The organism is Acinetobacter stercoris, from assembly GCF_900323515.1.
Taxonomy (GTDB): Bacteria; Pseudomonadota; Gammaproteobacteria; order Pseudomonadales; family Moraxellaceae; genus Acinetobacter; species Acinetobacter stercoris.
Genome location: NZ_OOGT01000277.1, coordinates 1 through 3,889 on the forward strand (window position 1 = coordinate 1; position 3,889 = coordinate 3,889).

Annotated in this window: 3 protein-coding genes; 1 reads left to right on the forward strand and 2 read right to left on the reverse strand. The window is 36.2% G+C overall.

What is annotated here, in order from left to right; genetic code table 11:
- Positions 1-162: 162 nt before the first annotated feature.
- Together KPC_RS18360 and nfuA are read right to left on the reverse strand one after the other, a co-directional pair.
- Positions 163-2,244: a TonB-dependent receptor domain-containing protein gene (locus KPC_RS18360; RefSeq protein ID WP_121975774.1), complete on the reverse strand. Its 2,082-nt coding sequence runs from the start codon at positions 2,242-2,244 to the stop codon at positions 163-165.
- A gap of 170 nt (positions 2,245-2,414) precedes the next feature.
- A complete protein-coding gene (gene nfuA / locus KPC_RS18365; protein ID WP_121975775.1) occupies positions 2,415-3,053 on the reverse strand; it encodes a Fe-S biogenesis protein NfuA in 639 nt (212 codons plus the stop codon).
- 158 nt (positions 3,054-3,211) lie between these two features.
- Between nfuA and KPC_RS18370 the strand changes: the two genes are divergently transcribed.
- Positions 3,212-3,829 (forward strand): rhomboid family intramembrane serine protease, encoded by a 618-nt coding sequence (locus tag KPC_RS18370; RefSeq protein WP_121975776.1) that lies wholly within the window; start codon positions 3,212-3,214, stop codon positions 3,827-3,829.
- Positions 3,830-3,889: the final 60 nt, after the last annotated feature.

Here is a 3,889-nt window from a genome sequence, read left to right on the forward strand (position 1 = left end):
TATGAATACTTATCCAGGACTAAAGTTTCTTTTGTGAAATATAAAAATAAATGAGAAATAATCTGGGGGTTAGATTCAAGTCAAAAGCAAAATCATATAAAAAACTGGATCAACCATTTGATCCAGTTTAATAAAAGATAGTTTTAAGATTTTTCTAAACGATTAGAAATTTGCAACAAAACTGATGCCATAACGTCTGCCATCAAGTAATTGATCTCCATTTACATCCTCAGCTTTCTCGTCAAGGATGTTATAAATACCAAATTTACCTTTTAGATTATTTGTAAATTGATAATTAAAACCTACATCCAAAAAGGTATAATCAGGGTTCGGTTTTGACATGGAACTACGACCCAAATATGGTGAAGTTTCACTACGATAATGTAAACGTGACCAAACATTCAAAGCATCATAAATATCGTAATCTACCGTGACATTAAACATATGTTCAGGCATTTGATTTAATGGTTGTCCTTTATATGCGCCTGACTTGATCTCCGTATCCGTATAAGTATAGTTCGCGCCTAAATTGACACCTTCGCCAAGTTCAATGTCATATGTTGCTTCTATGCCTTGCATAGTTGCTTTATCAATATTGAAACGGCTGCCATAAAAGTTCCACATTTTTATATTGCCATCAGCATCTAAACGGCCAAATGGATCTGGGCATTTCCACGTTGATGAATTTCCATTTACACCACCTTCTGACTGACAAATTCTGTCTTCGGTAATCCTATCTTTAAACTCTGTATAATAAGCAGTTAAAGTGGCTTTCGAACGCTCACCACGCCAAGCTGTTGCAAGCTCATAGGTAATTGATTTTTCAGGATCAAGATTATCATTACCGATAATAAAAGCGCTTCCCTTACCTGTTACAGAATGGACATCACTATTTGACTCTTTTAAATCTGGTTGTTTATATCCTGTAGATACACCGCCTTTAAATGTCCATGCATCATTTAAATTATAAACACCATATACACGTGGAGAAAAATTGCCATCATAGTTTTCATCATGGTCATAACGTACACCTGTGGTTAAGTCAAATTTATCAGTTATAGACCATGTATCTTCAGCAAAAATGGCAAATGCCCAGCGTTCCAACTCAGTAATAGGCATAGCATCATTTTGATTTGTTGCTCTATCTGTTAATTCTTCATTTTTAAAGTAAGCACCCAGAATCAACTTATGATTGTTTATATCCCAGTCCCATTGTGAATTGGCAATCCATGTCTCAAGCTCAATACCACTTGTTGTTCCATTACTTCGGTCTGGATTTTTTGACTGTTCTAACTGAATATATGAAGTACTTTTTAAGGTATCAGAATAACGACCATTATGTGTAATGCTATAAACATTACGATAATTACGTCCATTACTACCTTGCGTCTGTTTTTCTCCCGGCTTAGCAAGTTCTACCGTTTTACCTATCGTCGTTTCACTTTCCTGTTTTAGAAAATTCGCATCAAATTCAAAATCATGATTATCATTTAAAATATATGTTAGTCGTGTATTTAAGCTTTCTCGTTCTGTACCTCTAAAACCGCCAGCATAACTATCTTCATCACGTTTTTGTTTATTTAAGCCAAGTTGCAGCCCCAGTTTATTCGGTATTAAAGGTCCAGCTAAATAAACAGAGCCATTTTTGATATCTCCTGAATCACCTTGATCCTGTACAACAGTCCCTAATTCAACAGTACCAGTCCATTCATCGGTCACTTTCTTGGTAATAATATTAATTACCCCACCCATGGCATCAGTACCATACAAGGTCGAAGCTGGTCCACGTATTACTTCAATACGTTCAATCGCAGCCATAGGCGGCAATATATTTTTCTCAAAACCATTGTCGTCACCATTTGGGTTCACATCTTTCGAAAATTGGCGTTTACCATTCACTAAAAATAAAGTGTAATTCGATCCCATTCCTCGAATACTGATGGTTTGGGCAGATCCTGCCCCTGAAATAACTACCCCTGGTGTATTTCTAAGCACATCGGTTATGTCGTTATATTCTCGTTTATCCAACTCTTCTCTAGTAATGACGGTCATTGCAGCAGGTGCTTTTGTAACATCCTGTTCATAACCAGCGGCTGTTACAACAATAGTGTCAAGTTTTACTGCCTCATCAACTGTACTCTTTAATGTTGCTGTTTTTATTGATGTTTCTGTTGCATAAGCAGAGCTCATCAAGACTGTGAGGATCGAAGCGCTGAGAACGGAATACGCAATTTTGATGTGCATTTGTAACCCCAAACTTAAAATTACCTTAAAAACTGTCATGGAGTTTAACAAAAAATAATACAAATGCAATTAATATCAATAATTATTCTCATTAATTTTATTTTTCAAATAAAAATAAACCCTCATAAAATGAGGGTTTATTTCCTAATCCAGTTTTATGCTATTTTAAATTATTTAAAATAAGCACCTTCAGATTGGCTATGGTCGGTCTGATCCACTACACGAGCCAGCTCTGGAATATGTTCTTTAAGCGTAGTTTCAACACCTTGTTTTAAGGTGACATCGATTGCAGAACATCCTTGGCAACCACCACCAAATTTAAGTACTGCAGTTAATCCATGCTCCTCATCTTCAAGCACTTCAACTAATGCACAGTTACCACCATGCCCTGCAAGACCCGGATTGATTTCGGCCTGTAGTATATAAGTAATTCTTTCTTCAATAGATGCATCAGGACCAACACGTGGCACTTTAGAATTTGGCGCACGGAATGTTAACTGACCACCAAAACGGTCTTTATTATAATCAATCACCGCATCTTTTAAGTAAGGAATAGATGGCGCATCGATAAATGCAGGAAAATCGGCATAATCCTGTTTGTAATCTGTTGGTACAACTTCTTCAGGAGCACTATAAGCCATGCAACATTCAGCACGTGGAGTACCAGGATTTTCAACAAAAATACGAACGCCAATTCCTGGAGTATCCTGTTTAGCCAATAAATCGCGTAAATACTCTTGTGCAGTTGGTGTAATCAATAAATTTGGAATTTCTTCTGCAACTGCAGTATTGGTGTTCTCAGTCGACATAACTTTTTCCTCAAGCTGAAGCTGTTATTTTAACTGAAGATGCGGCAGAATTTGTAAAAATCAACCAAAATTGTCGGAATTAATAAAAAAGTTCGGGCTTTTCACCCAATTAATGGCATTATTGCTGTTAAATTACTCTTTTCGCTTTGTGAGTGCTTATGCTGCATTTACCCTTTAATCATACAATTACCTTAATTATCATTACCATCATCGTGTCATTACTTGCTTTCTCTAACCAAAATGTAATGAATCGTTTAATTTTTTGGCCACCAGCAATGCAACGTGGGCAATATGACCGTTTCATCACTTATGGCTTCGTACACGCCAATGGTATTCATCTACTCTTTAACATGATCACTTTATTTTTCTTTGGTAGTGTGATCGAAAGTTTTTATCGACAATACCTTTATGATTTAGGCTTTGTTCTGTTTTATATGGGTGGACTGATTTTTTCGATTTTGCCTGACTATTTCAGAAATCGTAATAATCCTCATTGGGCAAGTCTAGGTGCTTCTGGTGCAATCTCTGCAATTTTATTTGCTTATATTTTATTTGCACCATGGCAAATTATTTACGTCTTTATTATTCCCGTTCCTGCGATCATTTTTGCCGTTTTATATGTTGCCTACAGCATATGGGCCGGGAAACGCCAAAATGATAATATCAATCATAGTGCCCATTTATGGGGTGCTGCATATGGCATCATTGTCACAATTTTGATAGAACCACGTATGATTATGCATTTCCTGACAAAATTGTCTGAAATTCCACTGTAAAATAACTGCCAAAGCCCTTAATAGGGCTTTTTTTATTTTTATCTAAGGATAGATAAAAAT

Bases quoted from the DNA above. Each gene is read 5' to 3' on its own strand.
- KPC_RS18360 (WP_121975774.1), bottom strand. From the start codon at position 2,244: ATGCACATCAAAATTGCGTATTCCGTTCTCAGCGCTTCGATCCTCACA.
- nfuA (WP_121975775.1), bottom strand. From the start codon at position 3,053: ATGTCGACTGAGAACACCAATACTGCAGTTGCAGAAGAAATTCCAAAT.
- KPC_RS18370 (WP_121975776.1), top strand. From the start codon at position 3,212: ATGCTGCATTTACCCTTTAATCATACAATTACCTTAATTATCATTACC.